Annotated in this window: 24 protein-coding genes, 2 tRNA genes and 1 pseudogene; 12 read left to right on the top strand and 15 right to left on the bottom strand. The window is 36.8% G+C overall.

Features of this window, described 5'->3' with window-relative positions; all coding sequences use genetic code 11:
* The first annotated feature begins 211 nt into the window (after positions 1-211).
* Entirely contained in the window at positions 212-646 is a 435-nt protein-coding gene (locus tag CP352_RS07715) for a GNAT family N-acetyltransferase (protein WP_005723985.1), read from the top strand.
* Positions 647-864: 218 nt separating this feature from the next.
* Here CP352_RS07715 and CP352_RS07710 read toward each other — a convergent pair whose 3' ends face one another.
* The 9 genes from CP352_RS07710 to CP352_RS07670 form a co-directional block, all read right to left on the bottom strand.
* Complete coding sequence (locus CP352_RS07710) at positions 865-1,086, bottom strand: cytochrome b5 domain-containing protein (RefSeq protein WP_005726080.1); 222 nt, start codon at positions 1,084-1,086, stop codon at positions 865-867.
* Between the two features lie 92 nt (positions 1,087-1,178).
* Positions 1,179-2,048 carry a lysophospholipid acyltransferase family protein gene (locus CP352_RS07705; protein ID WP_013085637.1) on the bottom strand — a complete coding sequence of 290 codons (870 nt, stop codon included), beginning with the start codon at positions 2,046-2,048 and terminating at the stop codon, positions 1,179-1,181.
* Complete coding sequence (locus CP352_RS07700) at positions 2,045-2,992, bottom strand: glycosyltransferase family 8 protein (RefSeq protein WP_089145365.1); 948 nt, start codon at positions 2,990-2,992, stop codon at positions 2,045-2,047. Before CP352_RS07700 ends, CP352_RS07705 begins: the two co-directional genes overlap by 4 nt.
* A gap of 13 nt (positions 2,993-3,005) precedes the next feature.
* Positions 3,006-3,959 carry a glycosyltransferase family 8 protein gene (locus CP352_RS07695; protein WP_035443297.1) on the bottom strand — a complete coding sequence of 318 codons (954 nt, stop codon included), beginning with the start codon at positions 3,957-3,959 and terminating at the stop codon, positions 3,006-3,008.
* Between the two features lie 17 nt (positions 3,960-3,976).
* Positions 3,977-4,813, bottom strand: coding sequence for a glycosyltransferase (locus tag CP352_RS07690; RefSeq protein WP_065991057.1), 837 nt, complete (start codon positions 4,811-4,813; stop codon positions 3,977-3,979).
* A 16-nt stretch (positions 4,814-4,829) separates the two neighbouring features.
* Positions 4,830-5,591, bottom strand: a complete 762-nt coding sequence (locus CP352_RS07685) for a 1-acyl-sn-glycerol-3-phosphate acyltransferase (protein WP_013085640.1) — start codon at positions 5,589-5,591, stop codon at positions 4,830-4,832.
* Between the two features lie 179 nt (positions 5,592-5,770).
* A tRNA-Lys gene (locus tag CP352_RS07680) sits at positions 5,771-5,843 on the bottom strand.
* Positions 5,844-5,975: 132 nt separating this feature from the next.
* Positions 5,976-6,197 (bottom strand): hypothetical protein, encoded by a 222-nt coding sequence (locus tag CP352_RS07675; RefSeq protein ID WP_005720458.1) that lies wholly within the window; start codon positions 6,195-6,197, stop codon positions 5,976-5,978.
* 118 nt (positions 6,198-6,315) lie between these two features.
* A tRNA-Lys gene (locus CP352_RS07670) sits at positions 6,316-6,388 on the bottom strand.
* Positions 6,389-6,525: 137 nt separating this feature from the next.
* Between CP352_RS07670 and yycF the strand changes: the two genes are divergently transcribed.
* The 8 genes from yycF (at position 6,526) to CP352_RS11355 (ending at position 15,420) form a co-directional block, all read left to right on the top strand.
* Positions 6,526-7,242 carry a response regulator YycF gene (yycF, locus tag CP352_RS07665; protein WP_005720459.1) on the top strand — a complete coding sequence of 239 codons (717 nt, stop codon included), beginning with the start codon at positions 6,526-6,528 and terminating at the stop codon, positions 7,240-7,242.
* A gap of 70 nt (positions 7,243-7,312) precedes the next feature.
* Positions 7,313-9,166: a cell wall metabolism sensor histidine kinase WalK gene (gene walK, locus CP352_RS07660; protein ID WP_089142981.1), complete on the top strand. Its 1,854-nt coding sequence runs from the start codon at positions 7,313-7,315 to the stop codon at positions 9,164-9,166.
* Positions 9,147-10,508 carry a YycH family regulatory protein gene (locus CP352_RS07655; RefSeq protein WP_089145363.1) on the top strand — a complete coding sequence of 454 codons (1,362 nt, stop codon included), beginning with the start codon at positions 9,147-9,149 and terminating at the stop codon, positions 10,506-10,508. The genes walK and CP352_RS07655 overlap by 20 nt, the downstream gene beginning before the upstream one ends.
* A 2-nt stretch (positions 10,509-10,510) precedes the next feature.
* Entirely contained in the window at positions 10,511-11,335 is an 825-nt protein-coding gene (locus CP352_RS07650; RefSeq protein ID WP_005720462.1) for a two-component system regulatory protein YycI, read from the top strand.
* A gap of 12 nt (positions 11,336-11,347) precedes the next feature.
* Positions 11,348-12,145 (top strand): MBL fold metallo-hydrolase, encoded by a 798-nt coding sequence (locus CP352_RS07645; RefSeq protein WP_089145362.1) that lies wholly within the window; start codon positions 11,348-11,350, stop codon positions 12,143-12,145.
* A gap of 79 nt (positions 12,146-12,224) precedes the next feature.
* Positions 12,225-13,487, top strand: coding sequence for a S1C family serine protease (locus CP352_RS07640; protein ID WP_005723996.1), 1,263 nt, complete (start codon positions 12,225-12,227; stop codon positions 13,485-13,487).
* 517 nt (positions 13,488-14,004) lie between these two features.
* Positions 14,005-14,484, top strand: coding sequence for a 23S rRNA (pseudouridine(1915)-N(3))-methyltransferase RlmH (gene rlmH / locus CP352_RS07635; RefSeq protein WP_005720466.1), 480 nt, complete (start codon positions 14,005-14,007; stop codon positions 14,482-14,484).
* 399 nt (positions 14,485-14,883) lie between these two features.
* Positions 14,884-15,420, top strand: coding sequence for a C39 family peptidase (locus tag CP352_RS11355; protein ID WP_233186925.1), 537 nt, complete (start codon positions 14,884-14,886; stop codon positions 15,418-15,420).
* Positions 15,421-15,443: 23 nt separating this feature from the next.
* Here the strand turns inward: CP352_RS11355 and CP352_RS07625 are convergent, their stop codons facing one another.
* From CP352_RS07625 to CP352_RS07615, 3 genes are read right to left on the bottom strand one after another with little or no spacing between them, the layout of a single operon-like run.
* Positions 15,444-16,325, bottom strand: a complete 882-nt coding sequence (locus CP352_RS07625; protein WP_089142961.1) for a prolyl aminopeptidase — start codon at positions 16,323-16,325, stop codon at positions 15,444-15,446.
* 8 nt (positions 16,326-16,333) lie between these two features.
* Entirely contained in the window at positions 16,334-16,987 is a 654-nt protein-coding gene (locus CP352_RS07620) for an energy-coupling factor transporter transmembrane protein EcfT (RefSeq protein WP_089142962.1), read from the bottom strand.
* Positions 16,988-16,991: 4 nt separating this feature from the next.
* Complete coding sequence (locus tag CP352_RS07615; RefSeq protein WP_089142963.1) at positions 16,992-18,344, bottom strand: ATP-binding cassette domain-containing protein; 1,353 nt, start codon at positions 18,342-18,344, stop codon at positions 16,992-16,994.
* A 156-nt stretch (positions 18,345-18,500) separates the two neighbouring features.
* On the opposite strand from CP352_RS07615, the gene CP352_RS07610 reads away from it, so the two are divergent.
* Entirely contained in the window at positions 18,501-19,442 is a 942-nt protein-coding gene (locus CP352_RS07610; protein ID WP_005721723.1) for an AraC family transcriptional regulator, read from the top strand.
* 34 nt (positions 19,443-19,476) lie between these two features.
* On the opposite strand, the gene htpX is transcribed toward CP352_RS07610, so the two are convergent.
* From htpX to CP352_RS07595, 3 genes are all read right to left on the bottom strand, one after another.
* Entirely contained in the window at positions 19,477-20,373 is an 897-nt protein-coding gene (gene htpX, locus CP352_RS07605; RefSeq protein ID WP_089146803.1) for a zinc metalloprotease HtpX, read from the bottom strand.
* An 18-nt stretch (positions 20,374-20,391) separates the two neighbouring features.
* Entirely contained in the window at positions 20,392-20,952 is a 561-nt protein-coding gene (locus CP352_RS07600) for a LemA family protein (RefSeq protein ID WP_089146804.1), read from the bottom strand.
* A 96-nt stretch (positions 20,953-21,048) separates the two neighbouring features.
* Positions 21,049-22,155: an SLC13 family permease gene (locus tag CP352_RS07595; protein ID WP_054832779.1), complete on the bottom strand. Its 1,107-nt coding sequence runs from the start codon at positions 22,153-22,155 to the stop codon at positions 21,049-21,051.
* A 199-nt stretch (positions 22,156-22,354) separates the two neighbouring features.
* Here CP352_RS07595 and CP352_RS07590 point away from each other — a divergent pair, with 199 nt between their 5' ends.
* Both CP352_RS07590 and CP352_RS07585 read left to right on the top strand, forming a co-directional pair.
* Positions 22,355-22,759, top strand: a complete 405-nt coding sequence (locus CP352_RS07590) for an iron-sulfur cluster biosynthesis family protein (RefSeq protein WP_005727488.1) — start codon at positions 22,355-22,357, stop codon at positions 22,757-22,759.
* 92 nt (positions 22,760-22,851) lie between these two features.
* Positions 22,852-24,629 (top strand): annotated as a pseudogene (locus CP352_RS07585) (glycerophosphoryl diester phosphodiesterase membrane domain-containing protein).
* Positions 24,630-24,669 lie beyond the last annotated feature (40 nt).

Raw genomic sequence — 24,669 nt, 5'->3', positions numbered from 1 at the left:
AACCCTTCTTTTTTTGTTATCTAATTTCTATTTACACAAGAATTTATACTGAACCGAAAAAATTATAGAGCTAATAAAGAAGTTATAGCTTTTTATTTGCGTTATGAAATGTATAAACTTGTTGTCTTTGTCTCTCTATTAGACTGGTAAATATTCAAAAGTATATGTTAAATTTCAGACATTAAATACTTAGAAAAAAGGACATATTTAGATGGATAAAAATTCTGATAGACTTACGTTAGTGCCATATTTCCCGAATGAAAAGCAGACTCTTAAATGGTACCAGGATCCTAAAATCTGTAAGCAGGTAGATAATATTGATACCGTTTATGATTTAACTAAATTACGTCGAATGTATGAATATTTGTCAGTGCATGGGTGGTGCTACTATATTCAATATCAAGGGAAATTGATTGGTGATTGTACTTTGCTAAAAGACGGTGAGATATCAATCGTGATTTGCAAAGAATATCAAAACTTGCATCTTGGTAGAAAATGTGTCGACAAATTGGTGCAGCTTGCAAGAATTCAGAAAATGACGCAAGTGAAGGCTCACATATATGACTTTAATATTCAAAGCAAAAAAATGTTTACAAGAATGGGGTTTAAAGAGCAACAACCTGACTGGTACTCTTATGATTTATAGATCAAAAATATTCATGTTACCAAGTAATTCATACAAACAATCAGTTGGTGTGATGTCAGATAAGCACTCGTATTAGAAAAATGTAATCATCAGTAATTAAAGACTGTAGTTGAATCAAATAATTAACTCAGCGTATAAAATGCTGAGTTAGACAAAAAAACAACGAGCAATTCTCTCGTTGTTTTATGGATCATTTTGATCAAATTTTTAGTTTATCTTTAGTTATAAATACCAACTTGATTAATGTGGGCCAATTCCAGAACTGGAGATTGAGCGAGGTCCAGACTAACATCACAGCCAGCATGGATACCATTATTTTCGCCATTAAGCCAGTGGGTATTATTAGTTACGTCATAGACAGTACCATTAAATGCAATATAAGCTGGACGTCCATTTTTACCATTGTAATTTGATAGAGTTTCTTTAGTAAATTTTCTCATATAAGAAGCTCCTTTCTAATAAGATCTTGATATATCAATGGTAACACTGTGTCACCTTATAGCAAGAGATACGAAGGAGTCTTATGCTTTTCTTATGAAAGATGACCACGCCACCCAGCAATATCCCAATCTAGAAAGTCATAATTAAGCTTTTTACCATAAATTTTCTCGTAGGCAGCAACTTTTTGTCGGTAGTCGAGTTCCATCATCTTATGAGCGTTTTCGTTGGCGTTTAGAGAAACGTCAGGGAAGATTGGTGGTAAAACATGGACAATATATTTGGTCTCATAAAAATTAGGATCTTTCTTTTCGATTTTAGGTAGATCCTTAATCTCGACAAAAGTGGAGATTACCGGTACATTTTGTTTAGCCGCAAAATAATAGGCACCACGTTGTAATTTGCGAGGCTTGCGATAATTCCACCACATCTCCTGTTCTGGATAAATTAAAACCCAATTATTTTTAGCTAAAGCTGCACTGAGGTGCTTAGGAAATTCATTTCCAATATAGCTAGGACTCTGAACTAGTGGAATAGTGCCAACATAATTCATTAAATAGCGGAAAAATCCCGGTAGCATTAGGTTAGTATCTTCAATTACAATTGAAAGCTGATGGTGCATCTTGTTAGCGAGCAGCTTCATTGGTAAAGAATCAACCTGATTGTAGTGGTTAGAAGTTAAAATTGCGCCACCAATAGGTAAATTATTTAGGTTCTCTAAACCTACAAATTCAGTTGATCCAGCTAATGCTCTGGATAAAGTACCAAATAAGAGATGTCCAATACGATTATTAAGCTTACTTGAAAAAGTGTTACGCTTATTCCAATAATCATTGACCAATTTAAGGCGCTGATCTAGGGACATTTGGGGATCGCCGATTTCTACTTTTGCTGTGAAGTTGCGTTCATTAGCAGCTTTTTTTATATTTTTAATCACTGCCTCACGATTATCGCCAAAAATCATAGTGTTACTGCCTCTCGTTTCTTAACTTTTGCCCAATTATTAGGATCTTGCTCAGTTTTGTCTTCCTTAGCAAGCATATGATCCAATTTTTCGCGGTCTGCTGCACGCTCGTCATCAGTATAATTATTGAGTTCGTTCTTTAATTCATCGAAAAACTGCGTTTGTTTGGCACTATCCCAGAAGTACTGTGCATATTGGACATTAGCAAAATGCCATGGCTTAAAGAAAAGATTATAGTGAATCAGACCAGGATTAGTTAAAGGTTCAGTGTTTTCATTTGGCATAGCATCCCAGCGAGGATTTAAGTGCAAAATTCTACCTTCCCCGATTTCATTTAAATAGTCTTGATCAGGAGCAATGCAATCAAAATGATACTTTTCTAAAAGTGTCATAAAATGGTCAATAAAATGTTCAGCGCGAAAGGCCCTAGCATTCATGACGAGCATGCCAGAGTTAATGTATTTCTTGGGGTCAAGTGCCAGGACATTTTTGATGTATTTTATCATCTTGTCTACATATTGAATTGAGGAGTCGGTGCAAGCAGCAAATAAATTATCACCCAATTCGGAGTTGTATAGTTTAGCAAGATCGTCGTTTACAATTGTGTCGCTATCAATATAGATCACCTTATCATATTCGGGAAAAAGTTCTGGAATTAAGAGGCGATAAAAAATCGACATGGTAAAAAAGTCAGCGCGAAGAAAGTTTTCCTTACGATTTTGAATAGGTTGTACAAGTTGATTATCAATATGGAAAAACTTCACATGAACGTTTGAACTGCTAAGATCAGACAAAGCTTTTTGATGCTTTGATGAGAGATCTTGATTTAAAAAGTAAACAGTATAATCCTTATTTGGATCTGTATGTTTGACTAAAGAATTAAGAGAAACAGCAGCGTATTTGGTAAAGTCATCGCTGATACTGTAAAAAATAGGAATTGTCATAAAATTGCCTTTCTTAGATTTTAACTGATTCCGTTTGTTTAACCTTAGCCCAAGTATTTGGCTCTTTGACAATCATGTCAACTTTTTTGGCCATCCATTCTAGGTCAGCTCGGGCCTTTTGACGGTCTTCATCAGTAAAGTTGTCTAATTGCTGCTTTAGTTCATCGTAATACGGCGTAGTTTTAGCAACATCCCAGAAATAATGACCATATTGAACATCAGCAAAATGCCATGGTTTGAAGAAAAGATTGTAATGCACGATCTTAGGATCTTGAATTTCAGGAATGCTTTCATTTGGCATAGCATCCCATTCTTTAGGTAGGTGATAAATCTTATCTTCGCAAATTTCATTCATGTAGGCTTGATCAGGGTCAACGTTATCGAAATGATATTTATTCATTAAGTAGTAGAATTTATCAACAAACTTTTTGTCTCTAAAGGCCTTCATATTAAACAGAATTACACCATTATTGATGTATTTTTCTGCAGGCAAAATTCCCTGACATTCTTTAATGTACTTTTGTAAAAGTGGCATGTAACGAATTGATAAGTCGGGACATGAAGCAAACATGTTGTCGGCGATATCAATTTCGTACATTTTAGCAATATCAGTACAGATAATAGTATCTGCATCAAGATAAACTGCCTTGTCATATTGAGGGAACAATTCTGGAATGAATAGCCGGTAGAAAATTGACATAGTAAAGAATTGAGCACGCAAGTAGTTTTCCTTGGTATTATGGATTGGCTTAACCATGTCATCGTCGATATGAAAGATTTGAATATGAATATTATCAGTTGAAAGATCTTCTAAGCTCTTTTTGTGCTCATCAGATATCTGTTGGACTAAAAGGGTAATCGTATAGTCCTTCTTGGGGTCAGTATGGTCAATTAATGATTTAATTGAAACATATGCATATGGCGTATAATTATCGCTAATTGTGTAAAAAACAGGAATGGTTTTCAAAATAAGATCCTCCTAAATTATTTTTTTAAATTATTTCGTAATTTGAGATATTCGTTAAGCAAATCATCATATTCATGTAAATGAAGTACACTGTGTACGCGATCAACATCCCATGGCTTAACTGTTTGAGTATGGAAATAAGGCCAAAACCTAAAGCTAGTAGTGAAATGTTGAATTTTGGTGTTTTTTTGCAAATGATATTGCTCATTATAACGGCGTGGTGCTACTCGCTTGGCTACAGCTAGCTTGTTTATTGCTGATTGATCGGGCAAAAACATTTGCTTAACCTGCATCATATGCCGCACCTCGGCAAAGAGACCAGTTTGTTTAATTTTCTTCATATTCAGCAACAAAACGCCAGAATTAAGATAATCAAATGCGCGCTTGGTCTTAAGATTGTGGAAGAAGAAGCGACCCCAATAATCAAGTACGCCCACTAATTCGATTCCGTTAATATCCTCATTGTAAAAAGTTGTAATATCACCGCGAATGACAATGTCATCGTCTAAATAAAGAATGCGATCAGGAATCTGTGGCAATTGGTCTGCAAATAAACGCAACATGGCATATGGCGTGAAGCGAGTATTCATGTTAGCGGTTGGCGGTTCCTGTTCAAATAACTTGGTGCAGTCAATTAATTCAACTGTACTGTTAGGATTGGCTTTTTTTACTAAAGAACGTAAAAAATCAGCCGCATGTTGTGAGAAAGGGTGATATTTACGTTCATCACTGTGTGCCTCCATCGTTAAAATATAAAGATGCAATTCTTGAGCACCAGAATTTTTGATTAAAGATAAGGTGGAAATCAAAACGCCATCTTGAGCATTTTCATCTCCACAAAAAAGAATATTCATGATAAACTCCTATTTTTTATTTCTTTTGAATATATTGACAATATTCATAATCGCTATTTTTTGCACGCTGCTTCATTACCTGCCAAATTTCATCGTGAAGCTTATTTTGAGCTTCCTTACGGCTTAAATTTGTATCCGGGTAAAAGGGCCCATCAATGTAAATAACGGCACTAGGTCGCTTGCTAAGCCACTTTTTATGGTAGGTTTTGGTCATGACGAAACTAGGCGCATTTAATTTAACTGGAAAGTGCATGCTTGTTGCATCGAACGGGCGAATCTTCGTGTAATAGGGCCAGACATGAGCTTCAGGGTAGATGAGAATCTCGCCCTTTTTATCCTTAATCACAGTTTGAATGGCTTTAATTAGTTTGAGCGATTGCTTCATATTTTTGCCAACAGGCAGACCGCCGTAGCGTACAAGATATTTGCCAATGAAGGGGATGCCCCAGTTAGCTTGATTAGCAATAGCATAAAAATTTTTGATTGGAAAAATTGTGAGCGAGGTAAAGACATCCCCCATGGGTCTAGTATGGTTGCCATAAATAAAATAGCCCCCATTGACTTGCTTAAGTTTTTCTTGACCAACGACTTTTACATGATCGAAGAAGCGGAAAACCACCCAACCAAAAGCGCATGCTAAGTGACGAGCGGTAGTGGACCAGATTCTAGCTCCAAGAGAATTAGGTAGAATAACGTAATTATCGGGTAGACTGAAATTTTGATCGTGACTATCGACTACATCATCGGTTGTTTTTTGGTAATAATAAATCCGTTTCATCTTGCCCTCCATGATACTTATGTATCCTATGATACCATGGAAAAAAGCCTAATTCCTAAGACGAGAGGAATGCTGAAAGAAAATAAAAAAGATTCGTAATTTCATGATCGAAAAATACGAATCCTCTGTAAAATAGCATAAAAAAAGCACCGCCTTCTTGCAGTGCATCTTTCATATTATGGGTGGCCAGGGGATCGAACCCTGGACCCACGGATTAAGAGTCCGTTGCTCTGCCAGCTGAGCTAGCCACCCATATTTGTTCATCAGCTCCCGCCGACATTTAAATATATTACCAGTAGTTTTATAATTTGACAAGCTTTTTTTGAAAAAAGTTGAAAAATAATTTGAAGCTAGCAAAAAGCGCCCATAATGGCCGCTTTTTTACTAAAGTTTATCTTGAATATGATAGGCTGTGCCTTGCTGATCCTGCTTCATGTGATCTGCATAGTAAACAGCATAGACACCGCTTTGATCATTTTTGGCAATCACAATTTGGCGCCCTGTTGGACGTTCTGCCTTAATGATTTGAGCACTGCGGCGTGCTTCTTTAAAGTCGTGTGAAGATGCGATGGCATCCCCTGGATTAAAAAATACAGCTTCGTTCATTGTAAAGCCCCCTCGTACAAATTCTAATTTTATTTTACCAAGAAAGCCCTTTCTAAATCCAATTTAAGAAACAAAAAAAGAGATAAGATCAACATCTTATCTCTTACGAAAAATATTATGGGTGGCCAGGGGATCGAACCCTGGACCCACGGATTAAGAGTCCGTTGCTCTGCCAGCTGAGCTAGCCACCCATGTCGTTGAATCAATCAACAGATATTATTATGCTATTGTTGATAAGAAAATGCAAGCTTTTTTTGAAAAAAAAACAAAAATTTTTGGCTAATGTTACAAAATTCAGTATAATGTAAGGGCAAAGGAGGCATTCCCGATGCCAAAGAAGATTCTCGTCGTCGACGATGAAAAGCCGATTTCTGATATTATCAAATTTAATTTAACTAAGGAAGGCTTTGATGTCGACACCGCCTATGATGGCGAAGAAGCTGTTAAAAAAGTTGACGAATACGACCCGGATCTAATGATTCTGGATTTGATGTTGCCCAAAAAAGATGGGTTGGAAGTTGCGCGTGAAGTTCGTCAAACGCATGACATGCCAATCATCATGGTAACTGCTAAAGATACTGAAATTGATAAAGTCTTAGGACTGGAAATGGGTGCAGATGACTACGTAACCAAGCCGTTTTCTAACCGGGAATTAGTTGCCCGTGTGAAGGCTAACCTGCGTCGTCGTGATATTGTTAAAAAAGCAGAAGCTGCCAGCCAAGAAGAGACCGATAAGAATATTAAGATCGGTAACTTGGTCATTATGCCAGATGCCTATATTGTAGAAAAAAATGGTAAGAAGATTGAACTTACTCACCGTGAATTTGAACTTCTTTACTATTTAGCTCAACATATGGGACAAGTTATGACTCGTGAACACCTGCTTCAGACTGTTTGGGGTTATGACTACTTCGGTGATGTGCGGACTGTAGACGTAACGGTGCACCGTTTAAGAGAAAAGATTGAAGATAATCCAATCCAACCTCAAATTTTAGTTACCCGTCGTGGTGTTGGCTATTATGTAAAACAGCCGAGTGAAGAATAATAAAGAAAGCCACAGAACTGTTATGGTAGTGGCTTTCTTTTTTATATTTTTTAGATATTGAATGAGTAGAATGAAAAAATTCAAAGCAAGATTAAATAGTACATTTAATTCCATTAATACTAAAATTGCAATTGTGTTCATGCTGATGCTACTGGCAACAATTGAAGTTATTGGAGCTTATTTTACCCGTCAATTAGAGCAAAATAGCATTGAAAATTTCCAATCATCAATCCAGATTCAGACTATCGTCAGCAATCAGTTAGCTAATCAGTTGACCAGTGATAATAAAAATACTAATGATCGCTTGAATCAAATTGTTAATGACTACAATAATGATGCAATTAGTGAAATTATTGTTGTCGATAATAAGGATACGATTCGTGCCGTTTCTAACTTAAATGATAAAAGTAAGATCGGTCAACGGATTAACAATACTGATGTGAAACAGGTTATTTCAACTGGACATCAAATTAATAAAGTGGTCGATGATCATGGCAATTACATGATTCAAATATCGCCGTTGACTAGTGGCAATGGCTCTAACAATACTGTTGGTGCTGTCTATGTTAAAGCTAGTATGCAAGATGTCTTTAACAATTTGCGCCAAATTTCATTGACTTTCTTGATTGCGTCATTGATCGCGGCTTTATTAGGTGCATTTTTGTCATTGGTTATTTCCCGGGCAATTACGCAACCGATCGAAGAAATGCAGAAACAAGCATTGCATATTGCTGATGGTGATTATTCAAGTCAGGTAAAAATTTATTCCAATGATGAACTAGGGCAATTAGCTAAAGCATTTAATACCCTGTCCGTACGAATTGAACGCTCACAAGAAGAGTCTGATAGTGAACGGCGGCGACTAGATAGTGTTCTGTCACACATGAGCGATGGAGTTATAGCCACTGATCGTCATGGTAACGTCAGTGTGGTTAATCATATGGCACTAAACTTTTTAAATAAAAAAGAAGACGAGGTTATCAATAAGCCGATTGCTGAAGTACTGGGACTAGAAGATACTTCGTCACAAGATTTGATTTCTAGTCAAAAAGAGATCGTTATTACCCTTGATCCAGGTACGCGGGATGAAATTATTTTGCATGCTAGTTTTTCTTTGATTAAGCGGGTAACTGGCTTTGTATCAGGGTCAGTTTGTGTATTACACGATGTAACTGAGCAACAAAAGAATGAAGATTCACAAAGACAGTTTGTTTCTAATGTCTCACACGAATTGAGAACACCTTTAACAAGTTTGCAGGCTTATATTGAAGCTCTTAATGAGGGTGCTTGGAAGAATCCAGAGATTGCTCCTAAGTTTTTGGAAGTTACTCAACAAGAAACTAGTCGGATGATTAGAATGATCAATGACTTGTTGAGTTTGTCTAGAATGGACCGTGGCGTTTCAAAAATGGATCTAGAATTTGTTAACTTAAACGATTTTGTTAACCATATTCTTAACCGTTTCGATATGATTGTTAAAACAGATAAAAATAAAGAAAAGAAGAAATACACAATTAAGCGTGAATTAGGCAGTCAAGCCTTATGGGTGGAAATCGATACCGATAAGATGATGCAGGTAATTGATAACATTATGAACAATGCAATTAAGTATTCACCTGATGGCGGTGTAATTACTGTTAGAATGACCCAAAACCAAAATCATGTTATCTTAAGTATTTCTGACCAGGGCTTGGGTATTCCAAGAAAAGATCTGGGTAAAATCTTTGACCGCTTTTACCGAGTTGATAAGGCACGTTCCCGGGCCCAAGGTGGTACCGGCTTGGGCTTGGCCATTGCTAAAGAAATTGTGGAAGCTCACCATGGTAAAATTTGGGCTGACAGTAGCGAAGGCAAGGGGTCTACTTTCTATATTTCCTTGCCATATGAACCGATGACAGAGGAGGATGATTGGGATGAAGTTTAAATTCAAATTCGGTGAATTTTTCTTAGGCTTAGCTACACTGATCGTCATTGTCCTCTCAATTGTGCTTTGGATCTTTATTATGACTAGTGATCAGCGCTTTAGTAATATTGGTCAGCAAAATCAAAATAATATCATTAAAGAGCAAACGCGTAGTCACAATTTTAAGTCATTATATGATTTATATATTCCAACTACTTCATATGGTTTTGCTAATGGAAATTTGTGTCAGCTATATGATTCAAAAAATAATTTGACTTTAGAATTTACCAAAGAGATAAAAAAAGCCAAGGCCACTAATAAAATTAAGAAAATAGTTGATACTAGAACTAAATATGAAGAGTATTTAAACAATCCCAACTATGTGCAGTTGGTTTATCCAGATGAAATTACTTTCTCCTTATTTAACCAGTTGAATAATGCCGCAAATGATAACCGCGAATTTAACCGCTTCTTTATCTCGCAGTCAAATCACTGGATTTATTTGGGAAATGATCAGACTAATGAAATTTATCAACTAAAAATTGCTGGCGCAAATTTTGATAAACTACGTAAATATGCACGTAATGCTAAGAGCAAGTATCCAGTTAGATTAGTTCGTTTAAAGGAAGGCTATTCACCGTTTTACATCAAGACAATGAATGCTAAAGTTTATAGTTACTTGACTAATCATCAATCGTATTCTTACTTTGTTTCGCGTTTATTAGGTACATCTGGCGTTACTAGTAAGACTAATAAGAATGGTCAAACGGTATATTCTTTGAACTACTATACTCGCTTAAGAGTGCCAGATTCTAATTCAGGTGAGCATAATTATCTTTATACTCATTATGAAAAAAATAAGATCCCCAATACTACTAACCGCTTATTAGATAGCGTTTATTATGTTCACCAATTGGGTTTAACCGAGCAAGATTTACGCTTCTTTGATGCAGATGGTGCTAATGTTAGTTATCTAAACTATATTGAAGGGATTCCTGTTTTCTTAAATAAGCATGATTTGCAAGTCAAGACGACCTTTTCAACAGATTCGATTAATGTGGCCTTTAATAGTGTAAACTTCCAAATTCCAATTCCGTTTGATGGTCAAACTAAGCGGTTAAAACCAACCCAAGATGTTGTTGATGAATTAGTCAATCACGGCCTAAAGCAGGAAGATATTCAACGAATTATCGTTGGTTTTGCTGAAGAAAAGGATTCAAGTCACCATAGTTTGATTAACTTGATCCCAACGTACTATATCAAAGCCTACGATGAATGGAAGAGCCTAGGTGAATGGGAAAAGCAAGACGTATCTACCTACCGTGAAGCTGATCAGTTAACTGTTAACGAAGGGGGAAAATAGAAATGGACCATAAACGAATCGAATGGCTATTTTTCGTTGTTTTCTTTTTAATTGATATTTATCTTGGAATCGAAATTCTCCGTTCTCCCGTTAATTTAAGTAACGCTGATACCACTACTCGCAGCGTTGCTAGCATCCGCAATGAAATGAAGTCAGACAATATTGATTTGCCCGATAAGATTTCGGATGCACCAGATTCTGGTTATTATTTAGCTACCAAGAATCGTGACTACCTTTCTGGCAAAGTTAGCTCGCTGACTAATGTAAATGCCCGCTATTCTAAAAGCGATAATGTGCTTTATGGTGAACCAAGACAAGCAGTCCTTTTGAGTAAAAAACCTAAGGAAGCTTTAGAACAAATTGAAGATTTTAAGAATGATTCGAAAAATATTCCTTATGGTAAAGAATTCAAGTATGAACCTGATATGTCGAGTGAAGACAATTATGTTTTTGTGCAAAACTCAGATTATGGTGAAATTTATGCTAACTCGGCCCAATTGAATATCAATGTAAAAGATAATCAGATTATTAATTTTACTGAAACATATATGGGGCAAGCTAGTCCAGTGCGTGAATTACAGTCAACCATCAGTGCTTGGCGTGCTGTGCGTGCGATGTACACTGATCGTGAGTTGACTAATAATTCGCGCGTAACGCAGGTAAAATTAGGTTACTCCAAACTGACAGAAGTACGTGGCAGCACAATCTTGTTGCCAACTTGGCTGGTTTGGGTAGAAAATAAGACAACTAAAAATATCACGATGAAACGTATTAATGCATATACGGCACAGATGCTACAATCGAGTACCTATAATGTAGAAAAATAGAAAGGATAAAAATTGAAGGTTTCCGTTTTAGCAAGCGGCTCGACCGGCAATACCAGTTTAATCGTTACAGGCCAGCATAAAATCCTGATGGATGCTGGCATTTCTGGTAAGAAAACTAAAGATTTGCTAGCCGAAGTTGGAGTTGATATTAACGAGATTGATATGGCCTTTTTAAGTCATGATCATACCGATCATAGTGGCGGACTCGGCGTGTTGATGCGCCGTTATCCTAAGATAGATGCTTTTGCCAATAGTGGGACTTGGCAGTATTTATTGGATACGCAAAAAATAGGTAAATTACCGGCTGAACAAATTAATACAATTGAACCAGGCCAAACTAAAACTTTTGGTGATGTTGATATTACAGCCTTTGCAACTAGTCATGATGCAGCTGAGCCGCAATATTATGTGTTTACTAGTGGTGGTAAGCGGGTCGCTTTTTTAACTGATACAGGTTATGTATCAGAAGAAGTTGAAGGGACAATTGAAGATGCTGATGCCTATATGATGGAATTTAATTATGATAATATGATGCTCAGAGATGGACCATATTCTTGGTCGTTGAAGCAGCGAATTTTGTCGGATGTAGGCCATTTATCTAATGACGAAGCAGCCCAGGCATTAGTTGATGTAGTCACACCTAAAACAAAGCATATCTTTTTAGCGCATCGCAGCCAACATAATAATACGGAGTATTTAGCTCACGAAACGGCAAAGGAAATGCTGCTTGAGGGGGATGCAAATTTGGATGATGATGTTAAGATTATTGATACAGAACCTAATCAGCCTACAAAATTAGTTGAAATTTAGCAGTTTTCACAACATTTTTTCATATAATATTCAAATTTAATCGGTATGATTAGTAAACAAGATGAGGGGAGAAGCAAGTATGGTAGAAAATCAAAATAATAATAACAATTTACAACAACCTAGAAAAAAGAATACTAATGGTAAAATCATTGCCACTGCAGCGATTGTCGGTGTAGTTGGTGGCTTGATCGGTGGAGGCGTTTCATATTACGCAGCTGATCAAATGAATAATGCATCAGTTAATAATGGTGCTGCTCAAACTAGTGTATCTTCAAGTAGTAGTAAAGTTTCAGAAAAGAGTGCTAAGACTAGTGGCACAATGACTACTGCATATAATGATGTAAAAGGAGCGGTTGTTTCAGTTATTAACTTAAAACGCCAATCAAGTTCTAATAGTACTAATTCACTTTATAATAGTTTATTCGGTAATGATGACAGTGATGATAGCTCTTCATCAAGCAGCAAGGGCAAGCTTGAGACTTACAGTGAAGGCTCAGGTGTAGTCTACATGAAATCTAATGGCAAGGGCTATATCGTTACTAACAACCACGTTATCTCAGGCAGTGATGCTGTTCAGGTAATGCTAGCTAATGGCAAGACAGTAAATGCTAAAGTTGTTGGTAAGGATAGTACAACTGACTTAGCTGTGCTTTCAATTGATGCTAAGTATGTGACTAAGACGGCCGAATTTGGCGATTCTAAGAGCTTACAAGCTGGTCAAACTGTCATTGCCGTTGGTTCACCATTAGGTAGTGAATATGCTTCTACGGTAACGCAAGGGATTATTTCAGCACCGGCTAGAACCATCTCTACTTCATCAGGCAATCAACAAACGGTTATTCAAACTGATGCCGCAATTAACCCAGGTAACTCAGGTGGTGCCTTGGTTAACTCAGCTGGTCAAGTGATCGGGATTAACTCAATGAAGTTAGCCCAATCAAGTGATGGTACTTCTGTCGAAGGAATGGGCTTTGCAATTCCATCAAACGAAGTAGTTACGATTGTGAACGAATTAGTTAAGAAGGGTAAGATTACCCGTCCACAACTTGGCGTAAGGGTAATCGCACTTCAAGGTATTCCAGAAGGCTACAGAAGCCGCTTGAAGATCAATTCTACTTTGAAGAGTGGTATTTACATTGCCTCAGTAAACAAGAATAGTTCAGCTGCTAATGCCGGAATGAAGAGCGGCGACGTTATTACCAAGGTTGACGGCAAGAAGATTGATGATGTGGCATCGTTACACAGCATTTTATACAGCCATAAAGTCGGTGATACCGTAAATGTTACCGTGAACAGAAATGGTAAGGATGTCAACTTAAAGGTAAAACTTGAAGGTAACTAAAAATCAAAATAGAAGTTAATTAAAAGAAAAAAGGCTATATCACGCGGTTTAAACGTAGATATAGCCTTTTTGTTAACTTTTTAAATGTGTAACATCAAATTGTTCGGAATTATTTGTTGTCAAACAGACACCAGCCTGTTGATAAGTGTGGATAACTCTGTGGATTGTGTATAACTTGATAAATATAGGTTTATTAACTTGTGGAAAAATATGATGATTTTGACCTTATTTAGTGAATTCTATTTGAGAAAACAGGCGTTCATGCAGGTATAACAAGCCTTAAGAGATAAAGTTTGTGAAAAAAGGCTTTCATAAAATCGATGTGAATAAAGAAATTTTAGAAAAATTATTAAATACAACTTCTGGGGCATAAGTAAAATAATACCACAAAATGTTGAAATTGGTCTTTGAAGTTTTGTGGAAAAGTTTGGGTAAATAGTGTGGAAGGGATGTTAGTATTGTGCTGGTAGATTAAAATTATGAATGGAAAATTAGCTATGCTTGTTATAATAGAAGCATGAATATCAAAATTGTATGTGTTGGAAAATTAAAAGAGAAGTATTTTAGGGATGCAATTGCGGAGTATGAGAAACGACTCAGTCGTTTTGCAAAGGTGTCCATTGTACAGGTGCCTGATGAAAAAGCACCGGAAAAATTCAGTGCAGCTGAAGATGAGAAGGTTAAAGAGATTGAAGGTCAGCGAATCCTGAGCAAAATTAAAGATAAGGAGTACGTGTATGTGACTGCAATTAAAGGAAAGCAGCGCAGCAGCGAAGAGTTCGCTAAAGAGATTCAGGATCTCGCAACTTATGGTCATTCAGACATTACGTTTGTCATTGGTGGCAGTTTAGGGACTAGCGATGCTGTAAACAAGAGGGGAAATGACTTGATTAGTTTTGGTAAATTGACGATGCCACACCAGTTGATGCGCGTGGTGTTGATTGAACAAATCTATCGTGCATTTATGATTAACTCAGGTAGTCCTTATCATAAGTAGAATATAGAAAAAGCCCATAAATTGGGCTTTTTATTTTTGCATATTTGCAGATTTCACAAGCATATTGAAAAAAACTGTGGCAGGTCAGTGCTTTTTTAGTTTTTTATGATTTAAAAATAGATTTTGTTAAATTATGTTTGGCAACAAAAAAGACGATCTTTCGATCGCCCTGCTAATTTTTGAGCTACCAGCTAGTAGCTCACGCACACGCTGAAGTCTACTTTATCTTTGTAGTAGTATTTCTACCACTGAATTGTGATGGCAAGTGCTTCAAGAGCTCAAGAGGGCTATTAAAAAGTTCCTTAAGAACCTGATTGATAGTTTCTTTGATTAATCCGATCCAGACTCAATACAGCCGTCCTTCGGGGCGGCTTTTTTTATGATGAAAATGGCAAGTCATTGGGTGAAAAGTATTACGCATATCGTGCAGTAACTGTAAATCAAAGTCCCATAACAATTAATGGCGCTAAATTCTACAAGTTGGCTGCTTATATTAAAGTGACCAATATTAGTGGTCAAGGTCGCGTTTTAAAGCGTAACGCCTACATCTACAGTACATCAAAAAAACGCACTACGCATAACTGTGCTTGGAAGTTGTACAAGGGCTTTATCGGTTCGCCTTACAAGAAATATCCGCTCGGCTATTGGGTTGCTCCTAATGGGGTGAAACCAGTAGTGAAGCATTATCTCGGTAAAGCCCAGAATATGACTAATTGTGGTTTGCCCGCAATTAAGGATAAGTTGATTAATTCGCACTTGGTGGTCGCTTGGGTAGGGATGTTTGACGGTATCTCTAATCATGCCATTACCTTGACTGGTTACCATGGCAAAACGATCTATTATAACGATCCTTGGACTGGAACCAAGCGGAAGATCAAGCAAGAAATTTTTGCAACGCATTGGGCTTTAGATGCTCATCGGGCGTTGAGTTATTAATTTTATGTAAATATATTTACTTTTTAGTCATGTTGATCAAGCCACTTTCGCAGCATTTCAACATATTCATCTGTTTTTTCTACAAAAGACATGTGGCCGCAACCTTCAAATAGCTGCCATTTACTGCCAGCAAGATGATCCTGCATCGTTTTAGCTACATAAGGTGTACATAAATCATCAGTCCCACTCGTAATTAGAGTTGGGATTTTTATTTTGCCTAGTTTTTCTGTGTATTCGTAATCGTGCAAGTTGCCCTCTGGCGTATATTCATTTGGTCCCCAGGCGGTTTCATAAGCTACAATACCACCACATTTTTTTCGCATAACGCATTCAGGCCACGTTTTCGTCATGTCAATTGCATGTTGATTCATGAAGTGCTCATTAGCTTTTAAGTAATCAGGATCGTTAAAATTGCTAGTCAATTCGGCGCGATGAATTGCCGCCTGTTCTTCAATTGGCAAGTATTTAATCATCCGGTGTAATTCTTTACTCCATAAGGATGCCGATGACAAGGTAGAAGACAAGATCAAGCTTTGAATGCCAGTTGGATGATAATCGCACATGTAGATCAGCGCTAGCATCCCACCCCAACTTTGTCCTAATAAATGTATTTTGCGCAAAGCCAAGTGCTCCCGCAACGCCATGAGTTCCTTAACCCATGTTTCTTTAGTATAAAGTTCAGGGTGATCATCAGGGATGCTACTCTTGCCGCAGCCTAACTGGTCGTACATGATAATCCGTCGGTTATCAATTTCGGCTAATTTGTCCAAAACCTCAAAATAATTATGACTTGAGCCGGGACCACCATGTAGCAATACGAGTGGTGTCTTTTCGCTTCTTCGACCAACAATACGATAGTAAGTTTCATAGCCCATGAAAGGCATTTTTCCTTCGATAATTTCCATTTTTTCACCTATTTGAACAAAAACAATGAGATATTAACCAAAATTAGCAGGGTAAAGAAGATTACCCAATCTATAGCTGTTAAAGGAATAGCGATGATCGTCGACCTTCTTTGCCCTTCGACATAGCCATGTGATTCCATTCCTTGGGCCAGATTGTCAGCTGAATTTAAAGCAACAAGAATTGCTTTAAAATAGAGGACCGGCGACCAAAAACTGAGATAAATGCCCCGCATCATAGCGCTAGTTCGGATCTGTTTAACCGCCATCTTCATCTGCGGAATAATGTTAATCGCCGCCAGCACGCCGTAGGCAAATTTACTGGGTAAGTGCAGGTTCTGCTCTAATGATCGGGCAAAGTCTGTAGCGGTGTTATTACGTGTCACGCAGGCAATCGTCAAGGTATAAACATAGATACGCGTTGACAAATTCCAAGCGTAATAAGCATCTGACGTTGGTGAAAACCAAAAGAGCGTTGCAAAGATTGTAAAAGCAGCAATAAAGGGCAAGATAATGAGCAAGATTAACTCTTTGATTTTGATTCGAGTAATAATTAAATAAACTAGCGCGAAGGTGATTACTAACAAATTAGTAACTAAGCTAACTTTTAAAGATATTTCCAGGGAAATAATAAATGCTAAAAGAAATTTTAAACTAGGATTCATAAGCTTATCTTTCTACATATTTTAAGCGCTGATCCGCAAAAATCAGGTGGTAATCGCAAAATTCAGCTAGCTCGTCTATCTGATGGCTAATGATAAAAAACGTCTGGTGGAGCTTTTGCTGGCTTTCTCGCATTAATTCTAAAACGAGTTTGACCGAGTTATGGTCAAGTCCACTGAGCGGTTCATCAATTAATAAAACCTGATGCTTAGTCATTAGCATTAATAGAATCTGTAATTTCTTCTGTTGGCCGCCTGATAGAGAATAGACTACTTGGTCTAAGTGGTCAGCTAAACCTAATTTTTCTAACCATTCATTGAGCTTTTTTTCAGTAAAAAATAAATTTCTATCCTTTTTACTTAATTCTAGTTCATCTTTGACAGTCACAGCTAAAAATTGGTCGCTTGCTTTTTGAAAAATTTGAGCTACTTGTGTTAAATATTTTCTAGCTGAGATTTGAGCGATTTCCTTATTTAAATAAGCAAAATTACCAGTATACGGAATCATTTTGGTCATTACTTTAAATAAAGACGTCTTGCCAACACCATTAGCACCAGTAATTAGGGTAGTGCCAGAATGCAAATTTAGCTCATTTTGCTTAAGCAAAAGCTTGTTTTGTCTAATTTGGACTTGTTTTAAAGTGAAAATAGGCTCACTATTAGGTAAGACAAAATGATAATGTCGCTCATGCAATTTTTTATTTTGTTCAAATAAGGCTATTTTTTTGCTAGCATTTAATTCAATAACTTCTTGATTATTTGTAAACTCAAAAAGATGGTCGCAGACAGGTTCATAATCGTCTAAAACGTGGTCACTTAAAATAATAGTTTTTCCGTTGTGAGCTAAAATCGCTAATTTTTTAATCAAAAAAGCACGTGTCTTAGGATCACAACTGGCAAACGGTTCATCTAAGAGCAATAAATCTACATCCATAGCTATTAAGACAGCTAAAGCAACTCGTTGTTGCTGACCGCCTGATAGAGTATTAATCTTTTGATCGAGAAGGTCTGCAATTTGGGTGAAAGCTGTTGCCTGATCTAGTCGTGTTTGATACTCACCTTCATCTAACTGTAAATTTTCTAAAGCAAAGACAATTTCTTCACGTGGAGTTGGCATTGTAAACTGTTCAGCCGCATTTTGGAACATCATTGCCGCCTTTTGTCCGTGCAGGTCCACCATACCTGTTAGTCGCCCTGCATATTTGGGATACAAACCAGCGATAATTTTGAGTAAGGTAGATTTACCGCAGCCGGTCGGTCCAATTAACAGAGAAAAACCATGGGGAATTTCAATATTTAGATGATTGATAATAGGTTCTTTTTCATAAGAAAAAGTAAGATTGTTAACGGTTACTTTCATAAGCTTGATTGTACAAGATGCTTTGGGGACTGTCTACAGGTAAAGTTTGTTATAAGTAGAACAAATCATAAATAATACTTAATACTAAATAAAGTTTTGATTTATAATGTAATTATAGTGTTACCATATTTTATTTAATTTAAGGAAGGTGGACATATGGCAGCTGTTGCTTTGGACCAATATCTGGCAAGTGTATTAAAGTCAAATTCAACAGATAAGAATGAAATAAAGTTGGAAGCTGGTAATCCAGATTTTGATCTGTTTACTATCTACCTTGAAAATCATAATACTGGTATTCATCGCTATCGGATGGATGTTTCAACGATTTTATATATTGCTAAGGGTACTGTGACAATTAAGAGTGGTGAAAAGATCATTCAAATGAAGTCTGGGAATGTTTTGCTACTGACTGAAGGTTGCAAGTATGAGATTTTAAGTCAAAAACCTGATACGGTACTGATAAAGTTGAAGTTTAAGCGTGGATTTCTATATCGCAAGTATTTTAAAGATTTTAGCTGTAAGGGAGAACGTGAGGTTAAAGTTATTGAGCAAATCGTTGATAGCTTAGAAAATGAACATGTTCTTTGGCTAAAAAATAATCAAATTACTCGTGCTTCTCAAGTGATGCAACATATTATTGGCGGTTATTTGAATAATGATTTGTTTACTAAAGCTTTAATTCAGGCTGAGTTGACCACTATGTTGATTATTTCAATTAGAACTCAGCGCATGGCAACACCGACTAGTTTGGATAAAACTAAGTTTGAAAAGAAGACCTTAGATAATTACATCGATCTTCATTTTGCCGATGTCTCTTTATCTGACGCTGCAAAATACTTTGGCTTCAATCCTAATTATTTCTCTAATATGGTTAAGGCTAAGACTGGCAAGAGTTTTGTGGATCACGTGGATGATCGAAGAATGCAAGAAGCGCGTGAATTGCTGGCTCAGCCTGATATTTCACTTAGAGAGATTATTGGTCGAGTCGGATATTCGAGTAAGTCTTTCTTTTATAAGAAATTTAATCAATACTACCACATAACACCAGCAGCGATGCGGGCAGAATTGTTTAGACAAGCAAATATAAATTTGAAGTAAAAAAATAATCTGGACGAAAGTTCCAGATTATTTTTTACATATTTTCTAAGCGTTTAATGCGGTCTGCTGTTGGTGGGTGAGTATCGAACAAGTGCGTCAAACCGTGATTGTGAAATGGATTTTCAATATATAAACCGGCACTACTTCTGTCAGCAACTTTCATTGGCTGACTATTTTCAATTTTGCGCAAAGCAGAAATTAGCCCTTGCGGGTTACGCGTTAATTTAACTGAAGATGCATCAGCTAGGTATTCACGGTTACGCGATAAAGCCATTTGGGCTAGGGATGCAGAAAGTGGGCCTAAGATCAACACAAAGACCAAAGCAACCACTTTAAAAATCATGGCTAAAGCATTGCTGTCACGGTCGTCATCGTCATCACTACGCACGCCGCCCCAGAACCAAATGTTGGATGCCATATTAGAGATAAAAGAAATGACGCCAACTAATACTACGGCAATCGTTGATAATAGGATATCGTAGTTTTTCACGTGTGATAATTCATGTCCTAAGACGCCTTCGAGTTCTTCTCGATCAAGTAGTTCCAAGATTCCTTGAGTAACTGCTACTGCACTATGTTCAGGGTCTCGCCCAGTCGCAAAAGCATTGGGGCTGGGGTCAGGAATAATATAGACCCGGGGCATTGGGACCTGAGCTACCATGGCCATATCTTCTACAATATGCCACAATTCGGGATTATCAGCCTCATGGATTTCTTGCGCATGATTCAAGCTCATAATCATATTGGCTGGATTCTGCCACATGATGAATAAGTAGACTAAACTACCGATCAAAGCAATAATAACGCCCATTGTTGGACTATTGCTCCAAAGATAACCGATTCCCGCACCAACTAAGCCTAAGATCACCAAAAAGATGAACATAATTAACGCCGTTTTGCGTTTATTACGAGCAATTTGTTGGTAAAGCATGGTTAAACTTCCTTAAAATTAAAACTTAACTTGAGGCACATTCTTTTCTTCACTAGGAGTTTCTAAGTAGTTAATCTTAGTAAAGTGGTGCCACTTGGCAACAATATTTGATGGGAAAGTAAGCAACTTTTGATCATATGTTGCTACAGTTGAATTATAAAGTTGACGAGAGTAAGCGATCTTGTTTTCAGTGTTAGTCAATTCTTCTTGCAATTTTAAGAAGTTTTGATTAGCTTTCAAGTCTGGGTAGGCTTCAGCCAAGGCAAAAATTGACTTCAAAGAATCGGTAATTTGGTTAGAAAGCTTCATTGCTTCTTCATGGTTGCCTTGAGGCACGTTAACCAATTGATTACGCAAGTTGACTACTTCCTCAAAAGTTGATTTTTCATGCTTGGCATAGCCTTTGGTGGTTTCAACCAAGTTGGGAATTAAGTCATTCCGGCGCTTAAGTTGAACGTCAATTTGACTCCAAGCTTCTTCAGCATAGACTTTCGCTCTTTGTAAACCGTTGTAAGTTACGATGTAGATAGCCACGATTAAAACAATAATAGCTAAAATGATCCAAATTAAAGGTGACATAGTTTTTCCTCCATAAAATATTTATTTAATTTTATCGTTTTCGAATTTCTTGAGCAATAAAAAAGAATGTCAAAGCGGCATTCTTAACAAAAAATATTAAATTCTGAAGATTAATAGTAATAATCCGACTGCAGTCAAAATAATCAAACCAGCAAACTGCATAATGGTCCATTGAATGAAAAATTTCTTCTTGCTTACGCTGCCGTGTTGATTGAAAGTCTTAAGAACTAACATGTTGGCCATTGAGCCAATGGCTGAACCAAAACCACCAATGTTTGACCCCAAGAATAATGCTTGAGCATAAGTAGTAAATTTACCAACTAAAATGGTTGATGGTACGTTACTCATTACCTGACTGGAGATAATTGAAGCGAAGTAAGTTGAAATTTCGGAATAAACAGTACCATGGATTAGATTTACAATAACAGGGATTTGTTGGATATCGCTGATGAAGATGAAGAAACCAGTAAAGGTAAGAAGTAAGGCGTAGTCAATTTTAAGCATAATCCGAGGATTAATTGCGAGGGCTAATGCGATTGATGCCAACATTGGCCAAATAATATCAATGGTTCTGAAAACACCAAAGAAGAAGAAAATAAAGACAGCAGTAGTTATCAGCGTCGGGCGCCAGCTGATCTTGATTGGCTCAGCTTTTTGCACCGGAATTTCTTCTTTAGGAATAAACAGAAAGACTAATCCCATGATTAGCATTGAAACTACTAGATAAGGTACAGACCATTCGAAAAATTTTAATGGGCTGACATCAAAGCGGCTGACTAAGAAAATATTGTGGGGGTTGCCCCAAGGCGTAAATGCTGCCCCAATATTTGCGCCCATCCCAATCAAGGTAACAGGCAAAATCTGTGGCAATTTATAACGCTTAGCAATATTTAAATACAGTGGGATCAAGGTCAATGCAGTAATGTCATTACCTAAAAACATCCCCGAAATGACAGCCAACAACGAAAACAGTGTGTTCAACTTACGCGTATTATCGGCAATGCTTGTAAGCTTGTATGCCAAAACGTCCAGAACGTGCAAGTATGCATAGATCTGGATAATCGTTAACATCGCGGCAACGGACCATAATGTATGGAAATTAATATCCGCAAACCGCGGTCTGGCAAAAAAAAGACTGACTACTGTAATGATCACAGTAATCTGTAAAATTCTATCTTTAGCAATATTCTTTAAGACGGTCATAAAAGGTCCCCCTTACGTATTACAATCGTCTAAAAACCCTATGTACCATTTTGAGCCTTTTTGTGATTGCATGCAATGATAAATTAAAAAAATATCAAGATTAGCGGCATTTTCGAGCATATTTTTAGTTAGTTGGAACTAGTCGTGCTATATTTAAATAAGTAAATTAATCAAATTTAGATTGAAAAGAGGAAACAAAATGACAGAGAATGCAATTTCAATCAATATTAAACCAGATGCTGCAGAAATGATTAAAAGCAAGATGGATGCAGATCACCAAATTGTCATCTTGGCTTTAGATGATGGTTCAACCAAGTATTCTAAAAAAGGCGGCACTTGTACTATTGGCGACAGCTTCCAGTTTGTAATCCTTGCTGAAAAAGATCCTAAGTATAATATTTCAATCGAAAATAATGCTGGTCTTGACTTGTATACTGCTCAGCCGGAAACAACTTTCTTTGAACCAGGTCTAGTGGTAAATGCGCGCAACTCAACTTTGAGTTTATCTTCAGACAGCGGCATTATTGATGGTGGGATGACCGTTACCCAATATGAACCTGAAGCAATTACTGCTGATGATCTAAAAAACGGCGGTCAATGTTAAAAAATAAAATTAATCATAGGGACGAGGAAATGACCTCGTCCTTTTTTAGTATAGAATTAAGAAAGTAATTTCAATGCAAGGGGGGAAGAACAATGACTTTTGTCAAAGAAATAAAAGCAGGTAGTCGTGAATTTTGCCAAAATTGGCTGCGGTATCTGCTACTTTTTATGGGATTAAGTTTATTTAATCAATTTATTGTTATTCCATTTTTTCGCTATATTACAACCTTTGTTTTGCAGGCTAGTGCTATTCCGTTCGTATCTTATCAAAATGTAGTGATGATCATTACGACGCATACGGTTGCCTTTTTAATTTTGATAATTGAGTTGCTGCTTTTATTAGTAATCTTGTATGCGCAATTAGCTTATTTACTTCATGGCGTTTGGGATATTAAGCATCAAGTTTTTACGTGGAAAAATAGTTTTATTCAAACTTGGCAAAATATCAAAAAAATTCGTTTGGGCACGCTTTTTATTTTGATGCTCTATTTTTTATTGGTAGTACCGTTAGCCGATGTCATCTTTAGAACACCACTTTTAAGCAAAGTGCAGATTTCAGAATTTATCTTGGATTATCTGACGAGAACGCCAATCTTGTTAGCCGTTTTGATTGCGTTTTATTTAGCCGCTTTGATCCTTGGTGCAAGGCTAGTATTTGCTTTACCATCATCGTTTTTGACCACTTAAAGTCGGCGCAAGCAGTAAAAAGAAGTTGGCGATTAACGGCGCACTACCGTTGGCGGACGATTTGCTGGAGGATTATTGTTTTAGCCGTTTTATCTGCAGCAGTCATGACAATTTTCTATTTAGCAATGTATTGCTTGCAGCTATTAGTTGATTTATTACCTGGGAAATGTCCGTTAATTGTAGCCATTATCAATCTTTCGCTTGTTCAAATTATTAGTGAAGTAGCGTTAGTCTATGTTAGTGTACTGGGCTTATCTATTATTTTGAAAGCTTTAAGGCAAGAAAAGATAAGTCAAACAGGTAAAACTAAAAAAATAATTCTAAGTACATTAGTTGTGTTTGTACTAGTAATGATTGATGCAATATCCACCAATTATTTATATTTGACTAGTGTAAATGCTAAAGCGCCAGTAATTATTTCTCATCGCGGCGTTGATGATAAAAATGGCGTACAAAACACGTTACAGTCATTAAGAAAAACGGCTAAAGAAAAGTCGGACTACGTTGAAATTGATGTTCATGAAACTAAGGATAAAAAATATATCGTAATTCATGATGAGAATTTATTGAAGCTAACGGGAGTTAATAAAGCCCCGAATGATTTAACTTTACGGCAATTAGAAAAGTTAACTGCCAAAGAAGACGGCTATCATGCTAAGTTAGTTAGCTTTGATCAATATCTTGAGGAAGCCAAAAGACTGCATCAAAAATTGCTAATTGAAATTAAAACGACGGCTAAAGATTCGAAGAAAATGCTGCAGCGCTTTAATCAAAAATATGGCAAAACGATTCTTAAAAATGCGTATCAAGTACAATCACTCGACTATCGCGTGGTTGAAGGACTGCACTTAATTAATCCACGTTTGGTTGTATTTTACATTCAACCTTATAATTTTACTTATCCGCAAAGTGTTGCTAGTGGATATTCAATGGAATATTCTACCTTGAATTCAGACTTTATTTGGCAAGCCCATTTGCAGGATCGTCCTGTTTATGCCTGGACAGTTAATGACGAAAAATTAATGAAGAAGATGATGTATCAACAAGTTGATGGCTTAATTACTGATCGAGTTGATTTAGCTAAAAAGGTAATTAAAAGTTTCCAAAAGGATGCTAGTTATGCTACGCGAATCTTAAATTATATTGTTGTCCTGCATCTGTCGAAAAATTTTGAGTCTGCATGAAGACTTGATCTGAAGGGCTGAACATGGTAAACTATACTAG

The organism is Lactobacillus sp. UMNPBX1, from assembly GCF_002554085.1.
GTDB lineage: Bacteria > Bacillota > Bacilli > Lactobacillales > Lactobacillaceae > Lactobacillus > Lactobacillus crispatus.
This window is presented reverse-complemented; position numbering and strand designations above follow the sequence as displayed.